Annotated in this window: 26 protein-coding genes, 1 other RNA gene and 2 pseudogenes; 15 read left to right on the top strand and 14 right to left on the bottom strand. The window is 71.8% G+C overall.

Features of this window, described 5'->3' with window-relative positions; genetic code table 11:
* Positions 1-27: 27 nt before the first annotated feature.
* Entirely contained in the window at positions 28-990 is a 963-nt protein-coding gene (locus tag ACFXKZ_RS03525; protein WP_379995918.1) for an alpha/beta hydrolase, read from the top strand.
* Positions 991-1,229: 239 nt separating this feature from the next.
* Here ACFXKZ_RS03525 and ACFXKZ_RS03520 read toward each other — a convergent pair whose 3' ends face one another.
* The 5 genes and pseudogenes from ACFXKZ_RS03520 to ACFXKZ_RS03500 all read right to left on the bottom strand — a co-directional run bounded on the left by ACFXKZ_RS03520 (position 1,230) and on the right by ACFXKZ_RS03500 (position 5,628).
* Entirely contained in the window at positions 1,230-1,607 is a 378-nt protein-coding gene (locus ACFXKZ_RS03520) for an STAS domain-containing protein (RefSeq protein WP_379995916.1), read from the bottom strand.
* 86 nt (positions 1,608-1,693) lie between these two features.
* Positions 1,694-3,061, bottom strand: coding sequence for an L-serine ammonia-lyase (locus ACFXKZ_RS03515; RefSeq protein WP_379995914.1), 1,368 nt, complete (start codon positions 3,059-3,061; stop codon positions 1,694-1,696).
* A 123-nt stretch (positions 3,062-3,184) separates the two neighbouring features.
* Positions 3,185-4,165, bottom strand: a complete 981-nt coding sequence (gene recX / locus ACFXKZ_RS03510; RefSeq protein ID WP_379995912.1) for a recombination regulator RecX — start codon at positions 4,163-4,165, stop codon at positions 3,185-3,187.
* Positions 4,166-4,190: 25 nt separating this feature from the next.
* Positions 4,191-5,204, bottom strand: a pseudogene (gene recA, locus ACFXKZ_RS03505) (recombinase RecA); the annotation flags it as partial.
* A gap of 232 nt (positions 5,205-5,436) precedes the next feature.
* On the bottom strand, positions 5,437-5,628 hold the full coding sequence (locus ACFXKZ_RS03500; RefSeq protein WP_078975031.1) for a hypothetical protein: 192 nt from the start codon (positions 5,626-5,628) through the stop codon (positions 5,437-5,439).
* 241 nt (positions 5,629-5,869) lie between these two features.
* Between ACFXKZ_RS03500 and ACFXKZ_RS03495 the strand changes: the two genes are divergently transcribed.
* Positions 5,870-6,478, top strand: a complete 609-nt coding sequence (locus ACFXKZ_RS03495) for an NADPH-dependent FMN reductase (protein WP_379995910.1) — start codon at positions 5,870-5,872, stop codon at positions 6,476-6,478.
* Positions 6,479-6,623: 145 nt separating this feature from the next.
* Here the strand turns inward: ACFXKZ_RS03495 and npdG are convergent, their stop codons facing one another.
* Positions 6,624-7,316, bottom strand: coding sequence for an NADPH-dependent F420 reductase (gene npdG, locus ACFXKZ_RS03490; RefSeq protein ID WP_101897013.1), 693 nt, complete (start codon positions 7,314-7,316; stop codon positions 6,624-6,626).
* Positions 7,317-7,451: 135 nt separating this feature from the next.
* On the opposite strand from npdG, the gene ACFXKZ_RS03485 reads away from it, so the two are divergent.
* Both ACFXKZ_RS03485 and ACFXKZ_RS03480 read left to right on the top strand, forming a co-directional pair.
* Entirely contained in the window at positions 7,452-7,940 is a 489-nt protein-coding gene (locus ACFXKZ_RS03485; protein ID WP_379995908.1) for a DUF1508 domain-containing protein, read from the top strand.
* A 143-nt stretch (positions 7,941-8,083) separates the two neighbouring features.
* Positions 8,084-8,857, top strand: a complete 774-nt coding sequence (locus tag ACFXKZ_RS03480) for an MgtC/SapB family protein (RefSeq protein ID WP_379995906.1) — start codon at positions 8,084-8,086, stop codon at positions 8,855-8,857.
* A 25-nt stretch (positions 8,858-8,882) separates the two neighbouring features.
* On the opposite strand, the gene ACFXKZ_RS03475 is transcribed toward ACFXKZ_RS03480, so the two are convergent.
* A complete protein-coding gene (locus ACFXKZ_RS03475; RefSeq protein WP_246127151.1) occupies positions 8,883-9,101 on the bottom strand; it encodes a hypothetical protein in 219 nt (72 codons plus the stop codon).
* An 81-nt stretch (positions 9,102-9,182) separates the two neighbouring features.
* Here ACFXKZ_RS03475 and map point away from each other — a divergent pair, with 81 nt between their 5' ends.
* Positions 9,183-10,031, top strand: a complete 849-nt coding sequence (map, locus tag ACFXKZ_RS03470; protein ID WP_379995904.1) for a type I methionyl aminopeptidase — start codon at positions 9,183-9,185, stop codon at positions 10,029-10,031.
* Between the two features lie 111 nt (positions 10,032-10,142).
* Positions 10,143-11,102, top strand: coding sequence for a hypothetical protein (locus ACFXKZ_RS03465; protein ID WP_379995902.1), 960 nt, complete (start codon positions 10,143-10,145; stop codon positions 11,100-11,102).
* Between the two features lie 46 nt (positions 11,103-11,148).
* Here the strand turns inward: ACFXKZ_RS03465 and ACFXKZ_RS03460 are convergent, their stop codons facing one another.
* The 4 genes from ACFXKZ_RS03460 to yaaA form a co-directional block, all read right to left on the bottom strand.
* Positions 11,149-11,838, bottom strand: a complete 690-nt coding sequence (locus ACFXKZ_RS03460) for a bifunctional DNA primase/polymerase (protein WP_379995900.1) — start codon at positions 11,836-11,838, stop codon at positions 11,149-11,151.
* Between the two features lie 318 nt (positions 11,839-12,156).
* Complete coding sequence (locus ACFXKZ_RS03455) at positions 12,157-12,444, bottom strand: chaplin (RefSeq protein WP_379995898.1); 288 nt, start codon at positions 12,442-12,444, stop codon at positions 12,157-12,159.
* A 125-nt stretch (positions 12,445-12,569) separates the two neighbouring features.
* Entirely contained in the window at positions 12,570-13,280 is a 711-nt protein-coding gene (locus tag ACFXKZ_RS03450; RefSeq protein WP_379995896.1) for a DUF732 domain-containing protein, read from the bottom strand.
* Positions 13,281-13,698: 418 nt separating this feature from the next.
* Positions 13,699-14,496 (bottom strand): peroxide stress protein YaaA, encoded by a 798-nt coding sequence (gene yaaA, locus ACFXKZ_RS03445; protein WP_379995894.1) that lies wholly within the window; start codon positions 14,494-14,496, stop codon positions 13,699-13,701.
* A 387-nt stretch (positions 14,497-14,883) separates the two neighbouring features.
* Here yaaA and ACFXKZ_RS03440 point away from each other — a divergent pair.
* The 5 genes and pseudogenes from ACFXKZ_RS03440 to ACFXKZ_RS03420 form a co-directional block, all read left to right on the top strand.
* Positions 14,884-16,044 (top strand): annotated as a pseudogene (locus ACFXKZ_RS03440) (RNB domain-containing ribonuclease); the annotation flags it as partial.
* Positions 16,045-16,124: 80 nt separating this feature from the next.
* An RNA gene (gene rnpB / locus ACFXKZ_RS03435) (RNase P RNA component class A) lies at positions 16,125-16,534 on the top strand.
* A 201-nt stretch (positions 16,535-16,735) separates the two neighbouring features.
* Positions 16,736-17,923 carry a 4-hydroxybenzoate 3-monooxygenase gene (locus ACFXKZ_RS03430; RefSeq protein WP_379995892.1) on the top strand — a complete coding sequence of 396 codons (1,188 nt, stop codon included), beginning with the start codon at positions 16,736-16,738 and terminating at the stop codon, positions 17,921-17,923.
* Positions 17,924-17,954: 31 nt separating this feature from the next.
* Positions 17,955-18,707, top strand: coding sequence for a hypothetical protein (locus ACFXKZ_RS03425; RefSeq protein WP_379995890.1), 753 nt, complete (start codon positions 17,955-17,957; stop codon positions 18,705-18,707).
* An 89-nt stretch (positions 18,708-18,796) separates the two neighbouring features.
* Positions 18,797-18,934, top strand: coding sequence for a hypothetical protein (locus ACFXKZ_RS03420; protein WP_379995888.1), 138 nt, complete (start codon positions 18,797-18,799; stop codon positions 18,932-18,934).
* 171 nt (positions 18,935-19,105) lie between these two features.
* Here ACFXKZ_RS03420 and ACFXKZ_RS03415 read toward each other — a convergent pair whose 3' ends face one another.
* Genes ACFXKZ_RS03415 through ACFXKZ_RS03405 form a run of 3 tightly spaced genes read right to left on the bottom strand, consistent with a single transcriptional unit; the run spans position 19,106 to position 22,055 of the window.
* Positions 19,106-20,272, bottom strand: a complete 1,167-nt coding sequence (locus ACFXKZ_RS03415) for a bifunctional RNase H/acid phosphatase (RefSeq protein WP_379995886.1) — start codon at positions 20,270-20,272, stop codon at positions 19,106-19,108.
* A complete protein-coding gene (locus ACFXKZ_RS03410; protein ID WP_379995884.1) occupies positions 20,269-21,255 on the bottom strand; it encodes a zinc ribbon domain-containing protein in 987 nt (328 codons plus the stop codon). The genes ACFXKZ_RS03415 and ACFXKZ_RS03410 overlap by 4 nt, the downstream gene beginning before the upstream one ends.
* Positions 21,228-22,055 carry a Nif3-like dinuclear metal center hexameric protein gene (locus ACFXKZ_RS03405; RefSeq protein ID WP_379995882.1) on the bottom strand — a complete coding sequence of 276 codons (828 nt, stop codon included), beginning with the start codon at positions 22,053-22,055 and terminating at the stop codon, positions 21,228-21,230. Before ACFXKZ_RS03405 ends, ACFXKZ_RS03410 begins: the two co-directional genes overlap by 28 nt.
* Before the next feature lie 165 nt (positions 22,056-22,220).
* On the opposite strand from ACFXKZ_RS03405, the gene ACFXKZ_RS03400 reads away from it, so the two are divergent.
* The 4 genes from ACFXKZ_RS03400 to ACFXKZ_RS03385 all read left to right on the top strand — a co-directional run bounded on the left by ACFXKZ_RS03400 (position 22,221) and on the right by ACFXKZ_RS03385 (position 26,410).
* On the top strand, positions 22,221-23,522 hold the full coding sequence (locus tag ACFXKZ_RS03400; protein WP_379995880.1) for a PASTA domain-containing protein: 1,302 nt from the start codon (positions 22,221-22,223) through the stop codon (positions 23,520-23,522).
* A gap of 103 nt (positions 23,523-23,625) precedes the next feature.
* Positions 23,626-24,390: an SDR family NAD(P)-dependent oxidoreductase gene (locus ACFXKZ_RS03395; protein WP_379995878.1), complete on the top strand. Its 765-nt coding sequence runs from the start codon at positions 23,626-23,628 to the stop codon at positions 24,388-24,390.
* Between the two features lie 86 nt (positions 24,391-24,476).
* Positions 24,477-25,742, top strand: coding sequence for a sensor histidine kinase (locus ACFXKZ_RS03390; RefSeq protein WP_379995876.1), 1,266 nt, complete (start codon positions 24,477-24,479; stop codon positions 25,740-25,742).
* Entirely contained in the window at positions 25,739-26,410 is a 672-nt protein-coding gene (locus tag ACFXKZ_RS03385; RefSeq protein ID WP_379995873.1) for a response regulator, read from the top strand. Before ACFXKZ_RS03390 ends, ACFXKZ_RS03385 begins: the two co-directional genes overlap by 4 nt.
* Positions 26,411-26,430 lie beyond the last annotated feature (20 nt).

Below are 26,430 nucleotides of genomic sequence, written 5' to 3'. Positions count from 1 at the left end.
CTTCGTAGTTCCGTTCGGAGGAGTCGCATGCCCGTCGCACCGCAGATCCAGCCGATCCTCGACGCTGTCGCCGCCGCGCCGCCCCTTCCGGCCGACCTGCCCCTGGCGGAGCGTCGTGCCGCGTCGAACAAAGGTCTCGAGACGACCATCCTCGCGTCCGTCGAGCCCGCGCCGAAAGATGTGACGACGCGGGAAGTGAGCATCACCGTCAAGGAGCCCGAGCCGGGGAAGATCACCGCCCGCGTGTACACGCCGGCCGGACCCGCGCCGAAGGGCGGTCGTCCAGGCTACGTGTACCTCCACGGCGGCGCGTGGTGGCTGGGCTCGGTCGACGCGTCCGACAGCCACTGCGCGCACATCGCCGCGGAGAGCGGCGCGGTGGTGGTCTCGGTCGAGTATCGCCTTGCCCCCGAGTTCAAGTTCCCCTGGCCCCTGGAGGACGCGTACGCCGCGTGGATCTGGGTCCAGGAGCGCGCGTTCCAGTTGGGCGTCAACGCGGACAAGGTCGCCATCGGCGGCACGAGCGCGGGGGCCAACCTGGCCGCCGCCTGCGCCCTGATGTTGCGTGACCGCCGCCAGCCGACCCCGGTGGCCCAGGTGCTGGACTGCCCGATCCTGGACCTGACCCTGGCGCAGCCGTCGGTGACGGAGAACGGCGAGGGGTACCTGCTCACCCGCGCCGGCCTGGAGTTCGCGATCGCGCAGTACCTGTCCAGCCCGCGCAGCGAGGCCACCGACCCGCTGGCCTCACCACTGCACGCCGAGGACCTGGCGGGGCTGCCCACCGCGCTGGTGCTCACCGCCGAGTACGACCCGCTGCGGGACGAGGGCGAGGGCTACGCGAAGCGCCTGGCGGAGGCCGGCGTCGCGGTCGAGAGCAAGCGCTGGGACGGTTTCGTGCACGGGGCCGGCGAGCTGACCGCGCTGCTTCCCGAGGCGCGCGAGTATCGCTCGACGATGGCGGAGTTCCTCGAGCGCACCCTGGGTTGATCCGGGCTCGGGGCCGCCTCACCCGCCCCCGCCCCGAACATGCGGCGGCCGTCCCGTCGGGCTTGCGCTCGACGGGACGGCCACAGGTCCACGGCCTTCGGGCGACAGCAGAAACATCCGGCGCGCGGACATTCCAAGTGTGGCGTGCATGATCGAATCCGGCCACCCCTCGACCGGACTTTGATCATGTCTGGTACCGATTCCGCTCACAGCGCAGCGTGTATCGGACAGTGGCGCGGCTACTCGTGCCCGACCGTGGCCCCCTCGGCGTCCAGCGCCTCACGCACGGTGTCGTGCACGGCGACCATCAGCGTGAAGCCGGTCAGCCGCAACACCCGCTCGACCGCGCGCGTCGGCGCGATCAGCCGCAGTGAACCGCCCGCCTCCCGCACACGTCGCTCCGCACGGACCAGGATGCGCAGTCCGAAGGAGTCGATGAAGGCGACCGACGACAGGTCCAGGAGCAGACGGGTCGGCTCGGCCGACACCTGTCGACCCAACGCGTCGTCCAGGATCGGGCCGCTGTCCATGTCGATCTCACCGTGCACGGTCACCAACGTATGACCGGCTCCGACCGCCGACACCTGCACCAGGAGGGGACCACTCTCGTCATTCACGGGCGCATCCCTACCCCTCGTCTCCACAAGCACACCTCACCCATCGATGCGATCGCGCACCCCCGCGACCGGGCCCCCGACGAGACTCAGCACTCGATGATGTTCACCGCGAGGCCGCCCCGGGCGGTCTCCTTGTACTTGGTCTTCATGTCGGCGCCGGTCTCCTTCATGGTCTTGATGACCTTGTCCAGCGACACGTGGTGCCGGCCGTCACCGCGCAGCGCCATGCGGGCCGCGGTGACCGCCTTGACCCCGGCCATGCCGTTGCGCTCGATGCACGGGATCTGGACCAGGCCGCCGACCGGGTCGCAGGTCAGCCCGAGGTTGTGTTCCATCCCGATCTCGGCGGCGTTCTCCACCTGCTCGGGGGTGCCGCCCAGCACCTCGGCCAGACCGCCGGCGGCCATCGCGCAGGCCGAGCCGACCTCGCCCTGGCAGCCGACCTCCGCGCCGGAGATCGAGGCGTTCTCCTTGAACAACATGCCGATCGCTCCCGCGGCGAGCAGGAAGCGCACCACACCGTCGTCGTCGGCGCCGGGGACGGTCTCCACGTAGTGGTGCAGCACGGCCGGAATGATCCCGGCGGCGCCGTTGGTGGGTGCGGTGACCACCCGCCCGCCCGCCGCGTTCTCCTCGTTGACCGCCATCGCCCACAGGGTGACCCACTCCATCGCGTGCGTGGGCCGGTCCCCCTCGGCGCGCAGCGTGCGGGCGGTACGGGCGGCGCGACGGCGCACCTTGAGACCGCCCGGCAGGATGCCCTCGGTGGCCAGGCCGCGCTCGACGCACCCGCGCATCACCTGCCAGATCTCGAGCAGTTCGGCCCGGATCTCCGCCTCGGTGCGCCAGGCCTTCTCGTTCTCCAGCATCAGCGCGGACACCGACAACCCGGTCTCGCGGGTCAGCCGCAACAACTCGTCGCCGGTGCGGAAGGGGTGGCGCAGCACGGTGTCGTCGGGCTTGACCCGGTCCGCGCCCACCGCGTCCTCGTCCACCACGAAGCCGCCGCCGACGGAGTAGTAGGTCTTGCTCAGCAGCTCGGTGCCGTCGGCGTCCCGGGCCCACGCGGTCATCCCGTTGGCGTGGTACGGCAGCGCCTTGCGCCGGTGCAGCACCAGGTCGCGGTCGCCGTCGAAGGCGATGTCGTGCACGCCGTGCAGCCGCAACATCCCCGACTCGCGGATCCGGGCCAGCTCCGGCTCGACCTCCTCCGGATCGACCGTGCGCGGCGAGTAACCCTCCAGGCCGAGCAGCACCGCGCGCGGGGTGCCGTGTCCGTGCCCGGTCGCGCCCAGGGAGCCGTACAGCTCGACCCGGACCGAGGCGACCCGGTCGAGGACACCCTCGCTCTTCAGCCGCTGCGCGAACATCCGCGCGGCGCGCATCGGACCCACCGTGTGGGAGCTCGACGGGCCGATCCCGATCGAGAACATGTCGAACACACTGATCGCCAAGGCGGATGGCCCTTCAAGCGGACGGCTGGAGCGCAACGGTGCCGACGGACACGCTTGTGACGCCCCGACGGCTGGGACAACGCTCCCAGGCTAGGTCACCGGCCGACCTGGCGGGGGTCGGGATCAGGCCGGCCCGTCCCAGGCGCGCCACGGGGTCTCGGCCGGGTCGTCGTTCTCGTCGGCCTCGGCCTCGTGATCGAGCGCCTCGCGGACGACGCGGACGGCCAGTCCCTCGCCGTATCCCTTGCGCGCGAGCATGCCCGCCAACCTGCGGATTCGCTTGTCCCGGTCCAGGCCACGCGTGCCCGGCAACCGGCGGGCGACCAGGGCCCGGGCGGTCTCCAACTCCTGCTCGGGTTCCAGTTGCGCGACCGCCTCGTCGACCACGACCGCGTCCACCCCGCGCCGGCGAAGTTCCTGGGCCAGGGCCCGTCGGGCCAGCCCCTTGCCCGTGTGCCTGGTGCTCACCCACGCGTCGGCGAAGGCCGTGTCGTCGATCAGACCGACGTCGGTGAAGCGGCCCAGTACGTATTCCGCGACCTCGTCGGGCACTTCCCGGCGGCGCAGCGCGTCGGCCAGTTGGGCCCGGGTGCGCGCCCGCCCGGTCAGCAGCCGCAGACAGATCGCCCGCGCCGTCGCCTCCGGATCGGCGAGCGGTTCCGGAGCCGCGTCGACGTCCTCGTCGGCCGGCCGCTCCGAATCCTCGGTGTCACGACGGGCCCGGCCCCGAGTCCCGGCCCGCCTGTCGCGTTTCGCCCGACCACTCCCGGTCCCACGACCGCGAGCGTGTCGGTCCGTGCCCGTGACGTCGGCCCCCGAGCCGTCGTCGATCGGATCCTGTTCGCCCGCCTCGTGCTCTTGCGGGTCACGGCGCGCCGCGCGAGTCCGGCGGGTGCCGGCTCCCGGAGCACCGCGTCGCCCGCCACCACCACCGTGTGCGCCACCGGCCCCGGTGTCGGCGCCCGAGGGAGCGGCGGCCTCGATGGCGGCCATCGCGGCTCGCAGTTCGGCGGCATCGACGGGTGGCCGGGCGGCTGGGGAGACGGATCCGTCGGCGGACCCGTCTCCCCACGTGTTCGACCACTCGCCGGCAGGGCGAACCACGGACTCAGCCCTCCTCGGGTTCCGCCTCCGCCGGTGCGTCGACCCGCGGGCCCACTCCCAGCTTCTCCTTGATCTTCTTCTCGATCTCGTCGGAGAGGTCGGGGTTGTCACGGAGGAACTTGCGCGCGTTCTCCTTGCCCTGACCGAGCTGGTCGCCCTCGTACGTGTACCAGGCGCCGGACTTGCGCACGAAGCCGTGCTCCACGCCCATGTCGATCAGGCCGCCCTCGCGGCTGATCCCGATGCCGTAGAGGATGTCGAACTCGGCCTGCTTGAACGGCGACGCGAGCTTGTTCTTGACGACCTTGACCCGGGTGCGGTTGCCGACCGCCTCGGTGCCGTCCTTGAGGGTCTCGATCCGGCGGATGTCGAGGCGGACGGAGGCGTAGAACTTCAGCGCCCGGCCACCGGTCGTGGTCTCCGGCGAACCGAACATCACGCCGATCTTCTCGCGCAGCTGGTTGATGAACAGCGCGGTGGTGTTCGTCTGGTTGAGCGCACCGGTGATCTTGCGCAGCGCCTGGCTCATCAGTCGGGCCTGGAGACCCACGTGCGAGTCGCCCATTTCGCCCTCGATCTCGGCGCGCGGCACGAGCGCCGCCACCGAGTCGATCACGATGATGTCGACCGCGCCGGAGCGGGTCAGCATGTCGACGATCTCCAGCGCCTGCTCGCCGGTGTCCGGCTGGGAGACCAGGAGGGCGTCGGTGTCGACGCCGAGCTTCTTGGCGTATTCCGGGTCGAGCGCGTGCTCCGCGTCGACGATGGCCGCGATGCCGCCGGCCCGCTGGACGCTCGCGATGGCGTGCAGCGCGAGGCTCGTCTTGCCGGAGCCTTCCGGGCCGTAGACCTCGATGACCCGGCCGCGCGGGAGCCCGCCGATGCCCAGCGCCACGTCGAGCGAGATCGAGCCGGTGGGAATGACCTCGATCGGTGCGCGCACCTCGTCGCCGAGGCGCATCACCGAGCCCTTCCCGAACTGCCGTTCAATTTGGGCGAGGGCGTTTTCGAGCGCCTTCTCGCGATCCTGTCCAGCCATGGATGCCGCCTTGCCGGTCTGTGGTGTTCGCTTCACACCTTGAACGCTAACCCGTCGCACCGACACGGAGGCACGACCGGCGCACGCCTGTGGACAACGTCGGATCGAAGCGTAGCCCGAACCTTTGTTCGAATTGATGCCGACACGCCATCCGGCACCGGCATCCACCCTTACGGGGGACGGCCGGCGGGTGGCGGGAGCGGGGTCGGGCAGCGGGGGTCGGCAGCGGGGATCAGGCCCGCGCGGCGAGGTCGCGCGCACGGCGCACCCGCTGCCGGCGCAGGTAGTAGAACGCGATGTTGCCGTCGAGCGCGGCGAGGAGCACGAACGGCAGGCCGAGCCAGCTCCCGTTGACGAAGGCCACCACGGCGGCGGCGAGCGCCAGCACACACACGATCACGGCGAGGACGACGATGCGGGGCATGGCGGGGGCTCCAGACGGGTGCGGACGGACCTCGGTCGCGGCGCTTTCCGGCGCGACGCGGCTCCATTGTCGCCCCCGACGACCGCCCGACCGGCACCCACCCGGCACCCACACCCGGCACCCTCGGCGCCCACTCGGCAATCGGAAGTTGAATCCGCAACAAGCCCGCGCTACATTGTTAAACGTTCAACAACATGCTTCGCGCCCTACCCGGCACCCTCTCTCCATCCACGGAGGAACCATGTCTCGCATCCTTGCCATCTCCGGTTCGCTGCGCGCCGAGTCGTTCAACACGGCACTGCTGAACGCCCTCCAGCCGTACGCGCCCGAGGGCATGCAGATCGAGGTGTTCAAGGGTCTCGACGAACTGCCGCACTTCAACCAGGACCTGGAGCCGAACCCGCCCGCCACCGTGGTGCGCCTGCGCGAGGCGATCGCCGAGGCCGACGGCCTGATCATCACCACCCCCGAGTACAACCGCAGCCTGCCGGGCGTGCTCAAGAACGCGCTGGACTGGGCCTCGCGTCCGTACGCCCAGGGCGTGCTGACCGGCAAGTCGATCGTCGCGATCTCCGCCTCGCCCGGCCCCCAGGGCGGCATCCGAGCGCTGATCCAGCTCAAGGCGCTGCTGCGGGACCTGGGCAACTTCGTCGTCTCCGGCCCGGAGATCGCGGTGCCCGAGGTGCACACCCGGCTCGGCGTCGAGGCCGACGTACAGCACGTGCTGACCGACCCGGTCACCGCCGGCATGGTCACCCACGTGCTCGGCGGCCTGCGGGACGCGATCGACAACGGCGCCGGCGAGTTGGTCACCCGCCCGCTCCAGACCTGGAACGCCGCCCAGGTCTGATCCCCGGGCGACCCCGGGCGATCTCCCGGCACCCTCGGCTCCGGCCCGAAAAGCACGAACGGCGTGCGGCCCCCACATCCTCGGATGCGCGGGGCCGCACGCCGTCGTGCGTCGGACGGGCACGTGCGGGCGCGGCCGGGCCGGCTCACACGTCGGTGACGCGCAGTCCGGCGTGTGCCTTGTAGCGGCGGTTGGTCGAGATCAGGTTGGCGGTCAGCCCCTCGACCTGCCGCGCATTGCGCAGCCGGCCGGCGTACACCCCGCGCATGCCGGGGATCCGCGACGCGAGCGCCTGCACCGCGTCGGTGGCCTCGCGCTTGTCGCCGAGCACCATGATGTCGGTGTCGAGCGACTCCACGTTCGGGTCGAGCAGCAACACCGCGGACACGTGGTGGAAGGCGGCGGTGACGGTCGAGTCGGGGAGCACGGCGGCGGCCTGCTGGGCGGCGCTGCCCTCCTCGACGTCGAGCACGAACGCGCCCTGCTTGTCGAAGCCCATCGGGTTCACGCAGTCGACCACGATCTTGCCCGCCAGCTCGCCCGTGAGGGAGAGCAGCAGATCGCGGTGGCCCTCCCAGGGCACGGCGATGATCACGATGTCGCTCTCGGCCGCGCAGGTGGCGTTGTCGGCGCCGCGCACGCCGGCACCGAGTTCGGCTGCGGCGGACGCCGCACGGTCGGCGCTGCGCGAGCCGATGATCACTTTTTGGCCGGCGACGGCCAGGCGGTACGCGAGGCCGCGGCCCTGCTCACCGGTGCCGCCGAGGACGCCGACCACCAGATCGTCGATGTTCGGCAGGTCACGCGGGTCACGCTTGGGGGACGAGGGGGTTGTCATGGGCGCGATCCTGCCGGCCGAAACCGAAGAGAACACGGGGTCCGCGCCCGGATGCAGTCGACGTCACAGTGGTTTTCGGCTGCGGAGGTCGATTCACCCGTAAATAGCCCTTATATATGACAACCGGGACGAACCATGTTTCCGTGGAGGAGAAAACTTTCTCTTCTCTCCCAAGGAGATGTCGTGCCGGCCAAATTCATCGTCACCAAGGGACGCTCCGGCAAGTTCGGATTCGTGCTGACCGCCGCCAACGGTTCGACGGTCATCAAGTCCGCGTCCTATGAAACGAAGCGCGAGGCGCTCACCGCACTTCGCTACATTCAGCGCAACGGCGACACCGAAACGGTCGACGACCGTACGGTCGACGCCCCGGCGGCGCCCGCGGCGATGCGCAAGCGCCCGGTGTCCAAACCCGTCGCCTCGCGTCCCCGAAAGGCGGTATCCGGTACCCGAAAGGCGGTATCGAGTCCCCGAAAGGCCGCGTCCCAGCGAAAGGCCGTATCCAAGACGGCCGGCTCGCGCCCCCGAAAGGCCGTATCCAAGACGGCCACGTCGCGTCCGCGTAAGGCCGTGACCCGGACGACCGCCTCGCGCAAGCGCAGCACGGCTCGCTCGCGCGCCTGATTTTCGCCGGCCCACCCCTCCCTCGATCGCGGTATCCGAACCTCGGCCGTGACCCATTGCTCCGTATGGAGTCATAGCGTGCGAGCAGAGGAAGAAGATCGAGCAGCCCCGGGACCCCGGTCCCGGGCGGAGGAGGTGGGCGCGTGCATTCCGGAACGACCCTGGCGGCGTGGTCGGAGGGGATCGGCGCGAGTCAGGGGTGGACCCAGTTCTCCGAGTTGATGCTCTCCTTCGTGCTCTCCAGCGTCATCGGCGTCGAGCGCGAGGTGCGGCAGAAGAGCGCGGGGCTGCGCACCCACGCGCTGGTCGGGGTCGGCACCACGCTGTTCATGGAGATCTCCAAGTACGGCTTCGCCGACGTGTTGCCCGCGGGCCACGTCGGCTGGGACCCCTCCCGGATCGCCGCGCAGGTGGTCTCCGGCATCGGCTTCATCGGCGGCGGCCTGATCTTCGTCCGCCGCGACACCGTGCGCGGCCTCACCACGGCCGCGGTGGTCTGGCTCACCTGCGCGATCGGCATGGCCTGCGGCGCGGGCCTGCCGTATCTGGCGATCGGGGTCACCACGCTGCACTTCGTGGTCGTCTACGGCTATCCGCCGATCATCCGCCGGATCGGCGGCCCCCGGGATCGGGCGGCCGAGATCCGGATCTCCTACCTGCCCGGACACGGCGTGTTGTCCGCGGTCCTGGTGGCCTGTACCGGCGCCGGATTCACCGTGGTGGACGTCTCCGTGCACAACCGCGAGCGCGAGCCCGTCGAGGATGTCGGCGAGGCGCCGGCGACGGAACCGAGGGCGGCGGCGGTGGTGTTGCTCCTGGAGGGGCCGGGCGAACCCGGCGAGCTGGTGTCGGGCCTGTCCGAACTGCCCGGGGTGCTCACCGTCGGCGGCGGGCGGGTCCCCGAACCCGCCGAGTGACCCGCCCGCCGCGCCGTACGCCAGGTCAGCGGCGGCCGGGGTCGTTCCAGTGCGGATCGTTCTCCCACGCCTGATTGCGGGTCTTGGCGGTCTCCAACGCGTTCGCCGCCTCGGCGCGGGTCGCGTACGGGCCGAGCCGGTCGCGGGCCGGACAGTCGGGTCCCTCCTCGACCTTGCCGTGTTTGATGCAGTAGTACCACTCGCCGGCGCGACCCTCGGGCCTGCGCCACAGTCTGAACCTCACGGCCGTCCTCCACCCACTCGATGCCGTCGCCGACCGGATCACCCGCCGGCTCGGTCGCGGCGCCGGCTACACTCGCTGGTTATGGCGATTCTCGTACCCGGTAAGCCGACCCCCATCCGCTCCGTACCCGCCGACATCCCGCGGCCGGAGTATGTCGGCAAGCCCGCCCCCACCCCGTACACCGGGCCCGAGGTGCAGGACGCCGAGACCATCGAGCGCATGCGGATCGCCGGGCGGATCGCGGCGGGCGCCATGGAGGCCGCCGCCGCGCACATCGCGCCCGGGGTGAGCACCGACGCGCTGGACAAGGTCGCCCACGAGTACGTGCTCGACCACCACGCCTACCCGTCCTGCCTGGGCTACCGGGGCTTCCCGAAGACCATCTGCACCTCGATCAACGAGGTGATCTGCCACGGCATCCCCGACACCACCCGGCTCGAGGACGGCGACATCGTCAACATCGACGTCACCGTGTTCATCGGTGGCGTGCACGGCGACACCGACGCGACCTACCTCGTGGGCGACGTGGACGAGGAGTCGCGGCTGCTCGTCGAGCGCACCCGCGAGGCGCTGAACCGGGGCATCAAGGCGGTCAAGCCGGGTCGGCAGATCAATGTGATCGGCCGGGTCATCGAGTCCTACGCGAAGCGCTTCGGCTACGGCGTGGTGCGCGACTTCACCGGCCACGGCATCAACAGCTCGTTCCACTCCGGCCTGATCATCCCGCACTACGACGACGAGCGGGCGACCACCGTGATGGAGCCCGGGATGACCTTCACCATCGAGCCGATGTTGACGCTGGGCACCCACGACTACGACATGTGGGACGACGGCTGGACCGTGGTCACCAAGGACCGCAAGCGCACCGCCCAGTTCGAGCACACGCTGGTCGTCACCGACACCGGGGCCGAGATCCTCACCTTGGCATAGGGCTTGTCTCGACGCACCCGCCGGGCGGGCGCGGTGTGTTGCGGGGTGCGGGCAGTATGGTTTCGCGAGATCTCCTCCTGCCCGCTCCCCCGGAAGAGTTGCCGACTACCGATGCGCATATCCCGCATGCCGGCCGCGGTCGCCGCCCTGCTCGCGATCGCGCTCGCCGCGACCGGCTGTGTCACCGTCAGCGGCGCGAGCACGCCCGTCGCGGCGCTGGACAAGCACGAGGCCGCCAAGGTGCTGCACGAGTACGAGGTGCAGAACAACCAGGCGTACGCGAACCGCGATCTCCCGCTCAACGCGCGGGCCGAGACGGGCTCGCTCGGCGTGCTCGACCAGGCCGGCCTGCGCATCCTCGCCTTCACCGACCCGAACGGCAATCTGGGCCGGGCGCCGATCCTGCACGAGCGGCCGGAGTTCCTGATCCCGAAGGTGATCGGCTGGCCCAAGTGGTTCGCCGTGCAGAACACGCCGAACTTCAACAACGCCAAGCCGCAGTTCCTGGTCTTCCTCCGGGCGGGCCCGGACGCGGTGTGGCAGGCGGCGTGGGGGCCGACGCTGCAGAGCGAACTGCCCAAGCTGAAGCGGGATTCGTCCGGCTACCTGGAGCAGGTCTCTGCCGGCGCTACCGGACTTGCCGCCTCGCCCGGCGAACTGGCTCCCGTACTCAGCGAGTTCCTCAAGGACGGCAAGACCCGCGCCGAGTTGTTCGGGCCCGACCCGTACACCGCGCAGTTGCGCAAGCAGCGGGACGAGCCGATCGGTGACGGCTACGTCCGGCAGGCCGTGGACAGCCCCGCGGCGCAGTTCCCGCCGCTGGCGGTGCGTACCGCGGACGGCGGCGCGCTGGTGTTGTTCGCGCTCCAGCACAGCATCAAGCTCACCGTGCAGCCCCCGCGCCGACTCGGCGACGTGGACCCCTCGACGCTGGCGTTTTTGACCGGCAAGCCGAGCCGGTCGGTCACCGAGCACCGGCTCTCGGAGTATGTCGCGGTGGTTCCGAAGGCCGGTGGCAAGGTGCAGCTGGTCGGCTGGGTGTACGGCCTGGTCGGCGCCGAGGGCGAGTGAGCGGTCGGCGGGACGGTCGCCGACCCGACGGCCGTTGTGTCGGCCGCTAGGACCAGTGTCCGTCGGCCGCCGCGGCGCCCACGGTGTCGCACGCGTCGGTGAGGACGTCGAGCACCCGCAGCGGGTCGGGCAGCGCGAGTTCGGGGCCGCGGATCCAGCGCACCGACTGCCCCGAGGGGTGTTGCGAGGACGGCACCAGGACGTAGCTGCCGCGGCAGTGCCAGCGCAGCCCCGGGTGGGCGTCCAGCGTCTCGGGGTGGCAGTCCAACTCGCAGGGCCACCACTCGTCCTCGTCGGCGGGGGTGCCTCGGGTCGCGGTGAAGAACAGCGTGCGGTCGGGGCCGCAGGAGGCCACCGGGCCGATCTCGATGCCCTGCTCGGCGAACACCGCGAGGGCGATCTCGCCGGCCCGTGCGGGCACGTCGAGCACGTCGTGGCCCGTGCCGGTCGCGGTCACGAAGTTGGCCTCGGGATACAGCTCCAGCCAGCGCGCCACCTGTACGGGGTCGGTGGACGCCTGGGTCTGCCAGGCGAAGGAGACCGGGTGCATGCCCGGCGACGGACAGCCGACCCGGTCGCAGGAACAGCCGAAACCCACCGGGTGCGCCGCCGGACAGACGGGCCAGCCGCGCTCCACCACGTCCATGAGCAGTCCGGCCCGCCGGTCGCGAACGATGTCCGGATCCTCACGCGGTCGACGGCGCAGCCATCCGGCCATTCTGCCCATTCGCTCCATGGAACCCCTTCTTCCGCGTGCGTTTCGTGCGCGCCCCACACGGCGCCTCTGCGTATACAACGCGGAAGACCCGTCCGGGCAATCCCCATCATCGCGGGTCGCCCGTGTCCATCTGCCGACCGGGTTCGGAGATGACCGGACCGGTGTGAAATGGCGCGGAATGGCACGGGTAAGACGCCGCGAGCCTGCGAGAAATGTACATCGCGGATCGCTTGTGTTCGGTGCGGCGCTCACAACGACGACCGCCCCGTTCCCGGAAAACCGGGAACGGGGCGGTTGCGCCGGCCACCGACCAAGGAGGCGGGCCGGGGCGGCGAGTCAGCCGGCGTTGACGCAGGTGTTGCCGAACGTCGGGTTGAGCACGCCGATCAGGATGTCGACCGTGTTGCCGCAGACGTTGACCGGCACGTGAATGGGGGCCTCGATGTTGTTGCCCGAGACGACACCGGGCGAGTTGACCGCCGCGCCGTCCGCGTCGGCGCTCGCGTTGGCGATTCCGGCGCCCATGGCCGCGATGCCACCGGCCATGGCCGCGACGGCGGCGATCTTCTTCATGTTCGTCACTGCGTTCGTTCCTCCACGTAGCGTGCCGACCAGGTTCGGCATGCTGGTCAACGACGTGATCGTGAAGGGGAAACGCCCGGCCCGCGAGATTCACTCGTTCACCTCGCGGGCCGGGATCGTCCGGCGCCGAGCCGGTTTTCAGGCCGGCGTTCGGGCGGTGGGGCGGGTCAGGAGACCTTGCCCGACTGGTCCGGGCAGAACGCCGCGATGGCGCCGCCGACGAGCATGCCCTTTTCGGACACGCCGCTGACCGCGGTCACCTTCATCGCGGTGTCGAGCAGGGTCTTGCCCGACTTGAGGTCGGAGCAGGCCTGCTTGCCCTGCGAGATCAGCTCGGCGTCCGCCGTCGACTTCGTGCCCGGGATCAGGCGGTGCATCGTGGTGAGGAAGTTGTCCTCACCCAGCCCGCGCGTACCGGGGCCGGGGGCGGTGGTCGCGTCGTCGTCGGAGGTGGGATCGGGCGCGACGGTGCGCTTGGTCGCCTTGCCCGTCGGGGTCGGCGAACCCGACTTCGGGGCGCCTGTGGTGGTCGCCGACGACGTGGAGGAGGCCGTCGACTTCTTGTCGTCGTCGCCGCCGGACAACCCCACGGCGACGAGCACGCCGACGATCGCGAGCACGGCGACCACCGAGACGCCGATCCACAGCCCCTTGCGGCTCTGGTTCGGCGGGGGCGGGTAGCCGCCGCCCTGCGGGTAGGCGCCGGGGTATTGCGGTTGTCCGTACGGGCCCGGTTGCCCCTGCGGGTACTGGGGCTGCTGGTACTGACCGGGGTACTGGCCCTGGCCCTGGCTCTGACCCGGATAGGGCGGTTGCCCGTACTGGGGCTGGCCGTACGGCTGGTTCGGGTCCTGGCCGGGCGGCGGCGGGTAACTCACTCATCCCCCATGGATGTCGGGTCGTCCACTCCGTCTGACGTGACGCGCGGATCGTCCGAAAGTAGGACGAAATGCTTTGTTTTCCGTCTGCGGAGGAAGCGTCAGGATCATGAAGCTCCCCGGTTTTGTCAAGATGGGATCGACGGCGATCGCGATCGCCCTCTTGCCACTTGCCGTGGGGTGCACCGGAAACGATGCCAGGAAGGTTGTCGCGCAGGGCACCCGGGAGGCCGGGGACCGGATCGGCGGGACCGCCGACGCGGTGACCCGCTCGGCCGCGGAGCGTTTCGCCGTCGAGCAGTCGAAGCGGGTCGGCGTCGACGTCGCGGGCGATCTCGACTGCTTCGACACCCGGGGCTCGGGGAGTTCGTCGGCACGCCGGCCGGGCGGGAGGTGTTTCGGCGGCGGGGGTGAGGGGTCAGACCGCCGCGACCACGACGTCCAGGGCCCAGGGGGTGCCCGCCTGCTTCGGCTCGGCGGTCTCCACGGTCCAGCCCAGTTCCCGTAGCGCGTCGGCGAGTTCGGCCGGGTTGCGCGGTTCGGCGCCGGAGACCAGCAGGTCGCGGGTGATCCGGCCCTTGGTCGCCTTGTTGAAGTGGCTGACCACCGAGCGCTTGGCCACCCCGTCCACGATCCGCTCGTGCAGCACCCGCACGGTCGCGGTGCGTTCGGCCACGGCACCGACCGGCTTCCAGGCCGCGGCGTACGCCGCCGACCGCAGGTCCAAAACGAGGTCGTCGCCCGCGAGCCTGGGCAACACCGGCGCCGTCACCGCGCGCCACTGGCCGGCGAGCGCGCCGATCCCGGGCAGCCGTACCCCCATCGAGCAGCGGTAGGGCGGCACCCGGTCGGTCGGGCGCAGCGCACCCCACAGTCCGGAGAAGACCAGGATCGACCCGGCCGCGCGCGCCGCCGCCGCGCCGGTGAGCGAGGACAGGTCCAGCGCGTCGTAGAGCACTCCGGTATACAGCCCGGCCACCGGCAGCGTCGCCGCCTCGCGCAGGTCGAGGTTGCGCAGCACCTCGCCGCGCAGCTTCGGGCCGAGGCCGAGCACCTCCAGTGCCTTGCGCTCGTCGCCCTCGCACAGGGTGATCAGCGAGTCGAGCACCTGCCGCCGCACGGAGTTCAGTTCCGGCATCGAAAGACCGGCGAGATCGAGCGCGGGGCCCGCCCCCGCGGCGGCCTTGCCCTCGGAGGGCGGCAACAACACGAGCACGGGCGCAACTCCAAGCGACGCGGACGGCAGGGCGGCCGACCGGGTTTGCGGACGGCGGGGCGACGATCAAGTTTATGGGGACGACCCGGACGGAAGGCGCCGCCGGCGCTCCGGGCGCGCGGGCGAAAAGCCGGGAAAGTCCTTCTCGGCGCAGCGGATCTTTCCTAAGCTCGACTCGTGCCTCGTCGTCATCTCCACATCAGGTCCGCCGACGGTGATCTCCTGCGGGCGGGTTTCGCCCGCCTGCGCACCGATCTGGCGCTGCCGGGCGCGTTCGTCCCGGAGGTGCTGGCGGAGGCCGACGCGGCGGTGCGGCGCGGGCCCACGCCGACTCGGCGGCGGGATCTGACCGGGCTGCCGTTCCTCACCATCGATCCGGCCGAGTCGATGGACCTGGACCAGGCGATGCACCTGGCCCGTCGGGACGGCGGCTATCGGGTGCACTACGCGATCGCCGACGTCGCGGCGTGGGTCGTCCCGGGCGGCGCGCTGGACGCGGAGACCATGCGCCGGGTGGAGACGCTGTACCTGCCCGACGAGCGCATCCCGCTGCATCCGCCGGCCCTGTCCGAGGCGGCGGCGAGCCTGCTGCCGGGTCGTGACCGGCCGGCCCTGGTGTGGGTGCTCGACCTGGACGGGTCCGGCGACCTGGTCGGCACCGACGTCTTTCGCGCGCTGGTGCGCAGCCGCGCCCGGTACGACTATCCGGGGGTGCAGCGGGCGGTCGAGAGCGGGTCGGCGGCGGAGCCGTTGGCGCTGCTCGCCGAGATCGGCCGGTTGCGCGAGGGGCTGGAGATCGAGCGCGGCGGGGTGAGCCTGCCGATCCCGGAGCAGGAGATCGTCGAGCACGGCGACTCGTGGCGACTGGAGTACCGCGCGCCGCTCCCCGCCGAGGGCTGGAACGCGCAGATCTCGCTGCTCACCGGGATCGCCGCCGCCGACCTGATGACCCGCGCGGGCATCGGCGTCCTGCGCACCCTGCCGCAACCGGCGCCCGAGGCGCTCGACCGGGTCCGCCGGGTCGGGCGCGCGCTCGACGTGGCGTGGCCCGAGGGCGCCACCTACGGCGCGGTGATCCGCTCGCTCGATCCCGACAACCCCCGGCACGCCGCGTTCCTGGAGGAGGCCACCGGGCTGCTGCGCGGAGCCGGCTACACCGCGTTCGACGCGGGCGCGCCCGAGCAGGCCGGGCACGCGGCGGTCGCCGACGAGTACGCGCACGTGACCGCGCCGCTGCGGCGCCTGGTCGACCGGTACGCGGGCGAGATCTGCGTCTCGCTGGTCGCGGGCGTCGAGGTGCCCGAGTGGGTGGGCGCGCGGCTGCACGAGTTGCCCAAGGCGATGGAGACCGGCGATCGCCGGGCCCACGAGGTCGAGCGCGAGGCGGTCTCCCTGGTCGAGGCGGTGGTGCTGGCGGACCACGTCGGCGACGTGTTCGACGCGGTGGTGGTGGATCTCAACGAGCGCGGCGACGGCGGCACGGTACAACTCGCCGAGCCGGCCGTCCGGGCCCGCTTCGACGGGCCGGGCCTGGGGCTCGGCGAGCGGGTGCGGGTGCGGCTCACCGAGGCCGACGACACCCGGCGAAGGGTTCGCTTCGCCCCGGCTAGGATGGACGACACGGCGGATGAGTCGGCCGGGCGGCCGCGTCGGGATTCCTCCTCGGAGGGTTCCGCCGAGGAACGTCCGGGCTCCACAGGGCAGGGTGGTCGGTAACACCGACCCGGGGCGACCCGCGGGACAGTGCCACAGAAAACAGACCGCCGGCGTCCTCGGACGACCGGTAAGGGTGAAACGGTGGTGTAAGAGACCACCAGCGCCCGAGGTGACTCGGGCGGCTAGGTAAACCCCACCCGGAGCAAGGTCAAGAGGGGCACCGTCAAACGTGCTCTGCGCGAACGTTCGAGGGCGGCCCGCCCGAGTTCGCGGGTAGACCGCTGGAGGCTGTCGGCAACGGCAGTCGTAGATGGATGGCCGCCTCCCCGGGCGCCGCAAGGCTCCCGGGAGACAGAACCCGGCGTAGAGGCCGACTCATCCGCCGCCTCTGCGCCCGGGAAAAGCTTCCCGCAGGGTCCCGGCCGCATGGCGGGTGCGATTGCCGGCCGCCTGGGAAGTGCCCCGATCGACACGGGATTCGCCTGCCGCGACTGTTGTGATCGGCATTCGGGTGATGGCCGAATAGTTGGGCATTTACCGACGATTAGCATCCATTCACGTGACAGAACATCACAATGCGCGGATGTTACGCGACACGACCGACGTGCTCATCCTCGGCTCCGGGCCTGCCGGGCTTGTCCTCGCGAACATCCTGCACGGGCACGGAATCGACTGCGTCGTCCTGGAACGGGCCGCCCGGGCACACATCGAGACCCGGGCGCGGGCGGGGTTCCTGGCCGCGAACACCGTGCGGGTGCTGGAGCGCAACGGTCTGGCCGAGGGCTTGCGCAGGCGGGGCCGCGAGCACGGCGTCTGCGAGTTCCGCACCGAGGGTGAGCGCTTCCGGCTGGACTACGGCCGGCTCGGCAGCGGGGAGGCGCACACGGTCTACCCGCAACAGGATCTGGTCACCGACCTGTTGGCGCGGTATCTCGACGCGGGCGGGCGGATCCGGTTCGGGGCCGAGGCGACGGCGGTGATCGACGCGGACACCTCACGGCCGTCCGTGCGGGTGCGGGAGGCAGACGGGCGCCTCGGCGGCTGGACGGCGGGGTACGTCGCCGGCTGCGACGGCCGGCACGGGGCCGCCCGGCGGTCGATCCCGCCAGGTGCGGTCCGGCACCACCGGCGCGACCACGGCGTGTCCTGGCTGGGCGTGCTCGCCGACGCGCCGCCGAGCATGGACGCCGTCGGCTACGCGATGCACGCGCGCGGCTTCGCAGGCCACATGGCGCGCACCCCGGACGCCACGCGCTACTACCTCCAGTGCGAGCCGGGCACCTCGATCGACGCCTGGCCCGACGAGCGGATCTGGGACGAGTTGGCGGTGCGGATGCGCGCGGCGGACTACGGGCCGCTGCGGACCGGTCCGATCCGGCAGCGCACCGTCGTGGACCTGGAGTCGGACGTGCTGGAACCGCTGCGGTACGGCTCGCTGTTCCTGGTCGGGGATGCGGCGAGTTTGGTGAGCCCGTCCGCCGCGAAGGGCGCGAACCTCGCGGTCCTGGAGGCGGAGATCCTGGCACACGCGCTGATCGCGGACCTCGTGCACGCCGACCCCGAGCCACTGGCCCGCTATTCGGCGCGCTGCCTGGCGTACATCTGGCGGGCGCAGGAGTTCTCGTCGTGGATGATCCGGCTGCTGCACCGCACGCCCGGGTCGGACGACGAGAGGTTGTTCCGGGACGGGTTGCGCCGCGCGCGCGTCGAATCGCTGCGCACCTCACGGGCCCAACAGGACTGGTTCGCCGAGAACTACGTCGGCGTGTGACGAGATCCATCGCGACGAGGGAGTCCCTTTGATGACCGCACACCCGCCGACGAGGACGAACGGTGGTGACGACACGGCCCGCCTGAGCGCGGCGATCGACATCGTCCGACACCAGGACACCGCGACGCTGCTCGCGCTGCTGTTGCCGCGCCTGGACGGACCGGAGTTGCGGGCGCTCGTGGATCGTTGCCGCTTCGCGCACGCCGGGCTGCTCGTGTGCCCGCCGAGCATGGCGCAATTGCGCGCGGAGTTGGCCGCGCACGGGCTGGACGCGGACGGCCCGCGGCACCCCAGCGTGGTGGTCCGCGAACGGCTCGCATTACGACACCGGCGCGACATCGCCGATCTCGACGTGGGCATCCTGCGCCCCGCCGTACGGGGTCTGGACGGCGAGTGCCGGGCGGTCGAGGTGTTCGTGCTCCCCGTGCCGCCGGGGTCGGGGTTGGCGGACATCGCCACGCACGAGCGGGAGCGGGAACACGAGACGCACCTGGCGTTCGACGTCGAGCGGCCCGATCCGCTGGTGCTGCGCGGGCTGTGCGCGACGTTCGCCCGGCACGGGGCGCTCGCCGACGGCGGCGGGTACAACCCGCACGAGGACGGCACGGTCTTCTACTTCACCGCTCCCGCCGACTCGAAGGCCGGGTACGGCCGCCTGGAGCTGTACGCGGGCGGCGACCACCGCCAGGTGCTCGCCGCCCACCCAGCGCGTGTCTTCAAACCCCCGCCGAGCTCCACGACGCCCGGCACCGCACCTCGCCACCCCGGAGAAACAGGCGAATAAAACCACTATGCACCTGCTTCTCCGGCACGCCGATGCACGGCATCCGCCCTTCGGGCTCCCCGCCGCGCTCACGCCACTGCGCGACCGCCATGCCCGCGCACGCCGACCTGCTCGTCGTCGAGCGCCTGCTGCCGGCCGAGGTCGGGCTCCGGCTCGTCGACGCCTCGCCGCTGCCGCTGGGCGCGAGTGTGCTGCACGCCCGCAGGGCCGACACGTCACGTCCCTGAGGTCCGGGGGCTCGATACGACGAAAGCCCCGGCCGGGATCGGCTCGGGGCTTTCGGAAGCTTGGTCCTCCGCGTGGTCCGCCCGGATTCCACTGGCGGGCACGCTAAAGGCACTCGCCACTATGCCACACGCTCCGCACCGAGGTCAAACTTTTGTTCGATCCGGGGTCGGTCAGCGCAGGTGTGCGGTCTCGTTGAAGACGCGCAGCGACGCGTTGCCGTCGGACCACCACTGGACCGCGCTGATCGCCGCCGCCGACAGCTCCATCCGGAACATCGACTCCGCCGGTGCGCCGAGGGCGATCCGGACCAGGGTCTTGATCGGCGTCACGTGGGTGACCACGAGCACGGTGCGGCCGGCGTACCGGGCGATCGTCTTGTCCCGGGCCACCTCGACCCGGCGAGCCACCTCGGTGAAGCTCTCGCCGCCGGGCGGAGCCGCGTCGGCCGAGGTCAGCCACGCGTCCAGGGCATCCGGCGTACGCTCGCGCGCCTCGGCGAAGGTCAACCCCTCCCAGGCGCCGAAGTCGGTCTCCCGAAAGCCCGGCTCCTCGCGCACCTTCAGCCCGAGCCGCTGCGCCACCGCCTCGGCGGTCTGCCGGCAACGACCCAGCGGGGAGGACACGATCGCCTCGATGGTGCCGCGCTCGGCCAACGCCTCGGCCGCGCGGGCGGCCTGCCACCGGCCGCGCTCGGACAGGTCCGGGTCGGCGCCGGTGCCGGAGAAGCGCTTTTGCGGGGTGAGCGCGGTCTCGCCGTGGCGCAGCAGTACCAGGGTGGTCGGGCGGCCCAGGTCCGGCCCCCAGCCGGGAGCGGTCGGGCGCACCTTGGGCGCCGCGGTCGACTCGCTCGGCGCGGGTTCGGCGGCCGGCGCGGCCTCGGCCGGCCCGGCCGTCGCGAACGCGGTGGAGTTCTGCGGGGTCCAGGCCCGGCCCTTGGCCGCCGCGTCCATCGCCTCGTTGGCGAGGCGGTCGGCGTGCTTGTTCCGCTCGCGCGGGATCCACGTGTAGGTGACCTGCCCCGGTGAATAAATCCCCCGAGCCTTGGCCGCCAGGTCGCGCATGTCGGCGTGCTTGATCTTCCAGCGGCCCGACATCTGCTCGACCACGAGCTTGGAGTCGGCCCGCACCTCCACGGTCGCCGTCGGGTCGATCGTGTGCGCGGCGGTCAGCCCCGCGATCAGGCCCCGGTACTCGGCCACGTTGTTCGTGGCCACCCCGATCGCCTCGGCGATCTCGTGCAGCACCTCGCCGGTGTCCGCGTCGCGCACCAGCGCGCCGTAGGCCGCCGGGCCCGGGTTGCCCCGGGAGCCGCCGTCGGCCTCGACGACGAGCCTCACAGGCCCGACTCGGCGGTGCGGACGAGGATGCGCCGACAGTTCTCGCAGCGCACGATCGCGTCCGGCGCCGCGGCCCGGATCGCGCCCAGGTCGGTGATCCCCAACTCCAGCCGGCAGCCCTCGCAGCGGCGCTGGAACAGCGGGGCCACCGCCACGCCGTGCGACTGCTCGCGGATGCGCTCGTACAGCTTGATCAGGTCGGCCGGGATCGCGCTCGCGACCACCGTGCGCTGCTTGCGGGCGGCGTCCGCCTCGGCGTCGATCTCCGCCTCGGCGGCACCGCGGCGTGCCTCGGCGGCGTCCCGGGCGGTCTGCGCCGCGTCCCGCTCGCCGACCAGCTGCCCCAGGCGGCCCTGGATCTCCTCGCGACGCTCCATGACCTCCAGGACGACCTCTTCGAGGTCGTCCTGGCGCTTGGCGAGCGAGGCCACCTCGCGCTGCAGGTTCTCCAGGTCCTTGGGCGAGGTGACGTGGCCCGAGTCGAGCCGCTGCCGGTCGCGCTCGGCGCGCTTGCGGACCTGGTCGACGTCCTGCTCGGCCTTGGCCTGGTCGCGGGCCGCGTCGCTCTCCTCGGTCTCGGCAGCGACCACGAGGTCGCGCAGCCGGGCGAGCTGCGAGCCGAGGCGGTCGATCTCCTCGTTCTCCGGCAGCGTGCGCTTCTTGTGGGCGAGCAGGTCGATTCGCGAGTCCAGGGCCTGGAGGTCGAGCAGGCGAAGCTGGTCGGCGGGCGCGGCGTTCAGCGGAGGCTCCTTGGATACGGCTCGGGTGGATACGGCTCGGGTGGGCGGGAGGTTGTGTTCCCACCCGGCCACCCGGGTGCGTTCGGTGGGTGGGTTCGGGTGCTGCGGACGGCGGACGGGCCGGGCGGGCCCGATCACCCGCGTCGCGGTGCCCGGTCGCGGTGTGGCAAGTGTGGTGTGGCTGTGTGACGGTGTCGCTGTGTGTACGGCGGTGTTCAGGGATGCGGTGTGTGGAACGTCCATGGGTCGGTGACTAGTTCCGAGACGTGGGTTTCCACCGTAGTACCGTCGGCGGTCAGTGCACGGGTGAGTTCGTCGGCCGCGCAGCGCAACCACGGCCACTCGGTGGCCCAGTGTGGGGCATCGAGCAGCGCGGGGCCGCCGGCCTCCAGCGCCTCGGACGCCGGGTGGTGGCGCAGGTCGGCGGTGACGTAGACGTCGGCGCGACTGCGCCGGACCGCGGCGAAGAGGCTGTCGCCCGCGCCGCCGCACACCGCGACGGTACGCACGAGGCGATCCGGGTCGCCGGCCACCCGCAGGCCCGTCGCGGTGGCGGGCAGGGCTCGGGCGGCCCGGGCGGCGAACGCGGCCAGCGTCTCGGGGGCGGCCAACTCGCCGATCCGGCCGATACCCCGGCACTCGCTCGGGTCGGCCGGGGCCGGGTCGAGCGGCGCGGTGACGGTCAGTCCGAGGGCGGCGGCCAGTGCGTCGGAGACGCCGGGGGCGGCCGAGTCGGCATTGGTGTGCGCCACGTGCAGGGCGCAGCCACCGGTGATCAGTCGGTGGACGACACGCCCCTTGAACCCGGTCGCGGCCACCGAGTGCACGCCACGCAGGAAGAGCGGGTGGTGGGTGACCAGGAGGTCGGCGCCGCGCGCGAGCGCTTCCTCCGCGACCGCCAGGGTCGGGTCGACGGCGAACAGCACCGAGCGCACCTCGGCGTCCGGGTCGCCGCAGACCAACCCGACCGCGTCCCAGGATTCGGCCCAGTCGGGGTGGTAGATCCGTTCGAGGGTGGCGACGACGTCGGAGAGCTTGGGCACGAAGGGAGGTTACCTCTCCGCGCCCGCCGCCCCGATTCGGGCATCCCGGACGGACGGTGACGGAGCACACCGGAATGCCTCCGGGTTGTGTGAAGTCGGCCCCATCCGAAGCGTTTGTGCGGTATGCAGGCTCGCACTGTCGTACACACGAGGGGGACGACGACGATGCTGCACTGTCTGCTGTGCGGTACGCCCTATCTGGAGACGGACGCGTACTGCCCGGGCGAACAATGCGGCACCGACCTGCACGGCCAGCGCATGGGCGACCCGGCCTGCGCGGTACAGGCGTGGTGCGAGCCCCGTCGGATCACCGCGGTTCCCGGCGAGACGGTCATGGTGACGCTGACCCTGCGCAACACGGGCAGCGTGTCGGACGTCTACGACCCGGAACTGCCCCGGGACGCCGCCCGGCGGATCGGCCTCGACCGGCCCGGGCCGCCCGAGCTGCATCCGGGCGAGGTGCGGACCTGGACGATCGTGTACACGGTGCCCCCGGACGTGGAGGACCAGCTCGCGCCGAACGGGATGTTCGGCCTCGGCGAGGTCGGCGCGGACGGTAGCGGCAGCGCGTTCGAAGAGGACTCCCGGGTCGTCGAGGAGAACGACGTGCCGGTGCGGGTGGTCTCCGCCCGGGACATGCGGGTGGCGGCGTGCGCGCCGTTCTCGGTACAGGTGGTCGCCGGCGGCGGTGCGGGGGCGTGGGGCGCGGCGGGGGCGGCCTCGGGCGCGGCGGTCGACCGCGAGCACCGGAACGGGAATCGGCGGACGAAGGTCGTCGCGGCCGTGTTCGCCACCGTGGCCGCGATCGTGGTGGCCGTGGTGGTCGGCATGGCGATGGCGGATTCGGACGACACCTCGCCGGCGGCCAAGACGAGTCCGACCACGTCCGTGCCGGAGTCGACGAGCCCGAGGCCGGCCGCCGGGCCGACCACGGAGGCGCCGGTGACCAGCACGCCGGATGCGAGCGACTCGGCCGTACCGAGTACGAGCGCGCCCACCCGGCTGACCGTGCCGAACGTGGTCGGGATGAGCGAGGCGCAGGGCGTCGCGCTGCTGCGCGAGAAGGGCTTCCGGGGCACCGTCCGGGGCAGCGGCGGCACAATCGTGTCCACCGATCCGGCGGCAGGGACGAAGCTGGACCGGGACCGGGCCGAGGTCGTGGTGGTGATGTCGGGGGCCAGGACGACCCCGCCGCCGACCACCGCCGCGCCGATCTCCTCCCCCACGGCGACCGCGCCGGCGACGACCACGGTGCCGCCGCTGATCGGCGCGTCGTCGTCCGAGGCGGAGTCCCGGCTGCGCGGGGCCGACCTGGTGGCGCACATCGTGCGGGTGCCGACCGCCGATACGCCGGAGGACACGGTCGTCGACTGCGCTCCGGGCGAGGGGGCGAAGGTTCGGCGCGGCTCGACGGTGACCGTGAAGGTGGCGACGGCGCCGAGCACGGGGTCGCCGGCGCCGCGCTGACAGCGGGGCCGGGGCCGGGGCCGGTCGACGCTGCGGGCCTGGCCGCTTCCCCATGCCATGCAATAGCTTGCTTCAGTCAAGAACAGGCGAAGGGAGCTTGCTCATGCTGGATCTCACCGGCGCGTCCGCGATCGTCACCGGCGGGGCCTCCGGGCTCGGCGAGGCCACCGCCCGCCGGCTCGCGGCCGGCGGCACCTCCGTGGTGATCGCGGACAAGAACGAGGAACGCGGCAAGGCGGTCGCCGCCGAGATCGGCGGTGTCTTCGTCGCCACCGACGTCACGCAGGAGGACCAGGTACAGGCCGCGGTGGACGCGGCCGTCGCCGTCGCGCCGCTGCGCGCCCTGGTGTCCTGCGCCGGCACCGGCATGGGCGCGCGTACCGTGGCCCGGGACGGCACCCCGCACGCGCTGGCCGCGTTCGAGTTCATCGTCCGGCTGAACCTGATCGGCACGTTCAACGCCGTCCGCCTGGCCGCCGCCGCGATGGCCTCGGTCGAGCCGCAGGCCGACGGCGAGCGGGGCGCGATCGTGTGCACCGCCTCGGTGGCCGCGTTCGACGGGCAGATCGGGCAGGCCGCGTACGGCGCCTCCAAGGCCGGTGTGGTCGGCCTGACCCTGCCGGTGGCACGCGACCTGTCCGCGATCGGCGTACGGGTCAACACCATCGCGCCGGGCACGATGGACACCGCGCTGTTCGCCGCCGCGCCGCAGGCGGTCAAGGACACCCTCGGCGCGCAGGTGCTCTTCCCCAAGCGCATGGGCGTGCCCGACGAGTTCGCCTCGCTGGCGTACGAATTGCTCACGAACAGCTACCTCAACGCCGAGGTGATCCGGCTCGACGGCGGGATTCGCTTTCAGCCGAAATAGCGGTAATCGCTGTGAACCGGGAGATTTCCCCCGTCGATCGGCGGCAATGGTCGGCACACCCGTCCCCATGATGTTGGGATGGGGTCGTGAGCGATCAGACCTCCGCATGGCAGCGTCCCCTGCCCCTGCACCTGCCCGGCCTGGCGCCGCCGATCCGTCGCGACTGCGCGATCGGCGGCGTGGTGTTCGCGGGCGCGCTCGTCCTGCTCTTCACCCGTTCGTATGTGGTCTGGAACGTGTGGGATCCGAGTCCGTGGTTGCGGCTCGCGCCGTTGCTGCTGCTCACCGTCGCCCAATGCCACCGCAGTTCGTCGCCGCGCTTCGCACTCGCCATCGGACTCGTCGGCGAGGGCGTCGACACCGTGCTCGGGCCCTCGATCGGCGGCCTGATCATGTGGTCGGACGTGCTGTACGCGGTCAGCGTGTACGGCAGTTCGCGGCTGGCCTGGCGCCTGTTGTACGGCAATCTGACGGTGCTGGTGGTGAGTACGATCACCATCTGGGCGACGACCCGCAGCTTCCGGATCTTCGTCCTCGCCGTCTTCTACATCGGCCTGGTCGCCATCTCCCCCGCGCTCACCGGGTTCTCGGTGCGCGAGCACCGGGAGAAGGCCGAGGTGGAACGACTGCGCTCCGCCCAGACGGCACGGCTGGCCGAACTCGACCACCAGGCCGCCGTGATCGCCGAACGTGCCCGGATGGCCCGCGAGTTGCACGACGTGATCGCCAACCATCTGAGCGCGGTCGCGGTCCAGTCGACCGCCGCGTTGTCCGTGAAGAGCCTGGACGAGGCGCGGCTGCGCGAGGCGCTGGAGGTGATCCGGGAGAGCAGCGTGCAGGGGCTCACCGAGATGCGCCGGATGATCGGTCTGCTGCGCTCGGAGAACACTCCCGAGGAGCCGGTGTCGGTTCCTCGGCTGGCCGAGACCGATCGACTGGTCGAACACGTGCGCCGCGCCGGGCTGCTCGTGGACATCGAGATCGTCGGCGTGGTGCGCGAGTTGCCCACCCCGGTCGACCTCGCGGCCTATCGGGTGGTCCAGGAGACACTGACCAACGCCCTCAAGCACGCCACGCCGCAGCGGTTGCGCCTGGTCTTCACCTATCGCGCCGATGATGTGGTGATCACCGGCGAGAACGGGATCGACCCCGACCACGTCACCGGACTGCCCGGCGCGCGGGCGGGTCTGGTCGGCATGTCGGAGCGGGTCTCGTTGCTCGGCGGCCTGTTCGAGGCGGGCCCGCGCGACGGCCGGTGGCATCTGCGGGCCGAACTCCCGTGCGGTGACGACGTGGTGCTCGACGCCGGAATCAAGAACGCCCCGATGGGGCCGAAAGGTGGGACCGGGTGAGCGACGCCGAGACGCTGCGGGTGCTGGTCGCGGAGGATCAGGCGGCGGTCCGGGCGGGGCTCGTCCTGATCCTGGACGCGGAGCCGGGCATCGAGGTGGTCGGCGAGGCCGCCGACGGCGAGGACGCGGTGGCGCTGGCCCGGACGCTGCGGCCGGACGTGGTGCTGATGGACGTACGGATGCCGCGCCTCGACGGGATCAGCGCCACCCGGGAGTTGACCGCGGCGGGCCTGGACGTGCTCGTGCTGACCACGTTCGACCTGGACGAGTACGTCTTCGGCGCACTGCGCGCGGGCGCGGCCGGGTTCCTGCTCAAGACGGCCGACGCCGCCCGGTTGGTCGAGGCGGTACGCCTGGTCGCGCGCGGCGACGGCTTCGTCGCGCCGGAGGTCACCCGTCGGCTGATCCACGCGTTCGCGAGCCCGCCCCCGACCCGGCCGACGGACGGCCCGGAGGTCCCCGCCGAGGCCCTGGCCTCACTCACCCCACGCGAAAGCGACGTCCTGGCCTGCCTGGGCCGCGGCATGTCGAACCAACGCATCGCCGCCCACCTGGACATGGCCGAGGCCACCGCGAAGACCCACGTCAGCCGCATCCTCACCAAACTCGGCCTCAACAGCCGAGTCCAAGCCGCAATCCTGGCCCAACAACGCGGCATCGCCGAGTAGCGGCGGCTGCTTCGGGTCGG

Origin of the sequence: Embleya sp. NPDC059237 (assembly GCF_042754105.1) — a bacterium.
GTDB lineage: Bacteria > Actinomycetota > Actinomycetes > Streptomycetales > Streptomycetaceae > Embleya.
The sequence above is the reverse complement of the archived record's forward strand: the minus strand, read 5'-3'. Positions and strand labels throughout refer to the sequence as shown.

Excerpts from the sequence above, each read along its gene's own strand:
- ACFXKZ_RS03525 (WP_379995918.1), top strand. The coding sequence starts at position 28 with ATGCCCGTCGCACCGCAGATCCAGCCGATCCTCGACGCTGTCGCCGCC.
- ACFXKZ_RS03500 (WP_078975031.1), bottom strand. The coding sequence starts at position 5,628 with ATGCCCCGCATCGTCGTCCTCGCCGTGATCGTGTGTGTGCTGGCGCTC.
- ACFXKZ_RS03495 (WP_379995910.1), top strand. The coding sequence starts at position 5,870 with ATGTCTCGCATCCTTGCCATCTCCGGTTCGCTGCGCGCCGAGTCGTTC.
- npdG (WP_101897013.1), bottom strand. The coding sequence starts at position 7,316 with ATGACAACCCCCTCGTCCCCCAAGCGTGACCCGCGTGACCTGCCGAAC.
- ACFXKZ_RS03485 (WP_379995908.1), top strand. The coding sequence starts at position 7,452 with ATGTTTCCGTGGAGGAGAAAACTTTCTCTTCTCTCCCAAGGAGATGTC.
- map (WP_379995904.1), top strand. The coding sequence starts at position 9,183 with ATGGCGATTCTCGTACCCGGTAAGCCGACCCCCATCCGCTCCGTACCC.
- ACFXKZ_RS03465 (WP_379995902.1), top strand. The coding sequence starts at position 10,143 with ATGCGCATATCCCGCATGCCGGCCGCGGTCGCCGCCCTGCTCGCGATC.
- ACFXKZ_RS03460 (WP_379995900.1), bottom strand. The coding sequence starts at position 11,838 with ATGGAGCGAATGGGCAGAATGGCCGGATGGCTGCGCCGTCGACCGCGT.
- ACFXKZ_RS03455 (WP_379995898.1), bottom strand. The coding sequence starts at position 12,444 with ATGCCGAACCTGGTCGGCACGCTACGTGGAGGAACGAACGCAGTGACG.
- ACFXKZ_RS03430 (WP_379995892.1), top strand. The coding sequence starts at position 16,736 with ATGTTACGCGACACGACCGACGTGCTCATCCTCGGCTCCGGGCCTGCC.
- ACFXKZ_RS03425 (WP_379995890.1), top strand. The coding sequence starts at position 17,955 with ATGACCGCACACCCGCCGACGAGGACGAACGGTGGTGACGACACGGCC.
- ACFXKZ_RS03420 (WP_379995888.1), top strand. The coding sequence starts at position 18,797 with ATGCCCGCGCACGCCGACCTGCTCGTCGTCGAGCGCCTGCTGCCGGCC.
- ACFXKZ_RS03410 (WP_379995884.1), bottom strand. The coding sequence starts at position 21,255 with ATGGACGTTCCACACACCGCATCCCTGAACACCGCCGTACACACAGCG.
- ACFXKZ_RS03400 (WP_379995880.1), top strand. The coding sequence starts at position 22,221 with ATGCTGCACTGTCTGCTGTGCGGTACGCCCTATCTGGAGACGGACGCG.
- ACFXKZ_RS03395 (WP_379995878.1), top strand. The coding sequence starts at position 23,626 with ATGCTGGATCTCACCGGCGCGTCCGCGATCGTCACCGGCGGGGCCTCC.